We start from the raw sequence: 660 nt of genomic DNA, 5'->3' as shown, positions 1-660 counted from the left end.
AAAGCGGCGTTCACCTCGGACCGTTTCAACTTCGGCGGCGGTGAATATGCGTTCAATGAAAAGCGCACGCAGGTCGGTGTCTGGTACTCGGAACTCAGTGACATTTACCAGCAGCAATACTTCAACCTGACCCACAGCCAGCCCCTGGGCGACTGGACCCTGGGCGCCAACCTCGGCTACTTCATCGGCAAGGAGGACGGCAGCGCGCTGGCCGGTGACCTCGACAACAAGACCGCGTTCGCCCTGCTCTCGGCCAAATATGGCGGCAACACTTTCTACGTCGGCCTGCAAAAACTCACCGGCGATGACGTCTGGATGCGGGTCAACGGCACCAGCGGCGGCACCCTGGCCAACGACAGCTACAACTCCAGCTATGACAACGCCCGGGAGAAATCCTGGCAGGTGCGCCACGACTACAACTTCGCAGCGCTCGGCGTCCCCGGCCTGACCCTGATGAACCGCTACATCAGCGGTGACAACGTGCACACCGGGAAAATTACCGACGGCGAGGAATGGGGCCGCGAATCGGAGCTGGCCTACACCGTGCAGAGTGGTGCGTTGAAAAACCTCAACTTGAAATGGCGTAACGCAACGATTCGCAAGAGCTTCAGCACCAACGAATTCGATGAGAACCGGATTTTCATCAGCTATCCGATCAGC

At 58.9% G+C, this 660-nt stretch carries 1 protein-coding gene; it reads left to right on the top strand.

The genetic code is table 11. The annotated features are described in order from the left end of the window. The coding region (locus ACM6G4_RS20640; RefSeq protein WP_414914500.1) for an OprD family outer membrane porin at positions 1–660 on the top strand (660 nt) is incomplete at both ends.

Source organism: Pseudomonas sp. IT-P258 (assembly GCF_949767825.1).
Classification (GTDB): domain Bacteria; phylum Pseudomonadota; class Gammaproteobacteria; order Pseudomonadales; family Pseudomonadaceae; genus Aquipseudomonas; species Aquipseudomonas monachiensis.
This window is presented reverse-complemented; position numbering and strand designations above follow the sequence as displayed.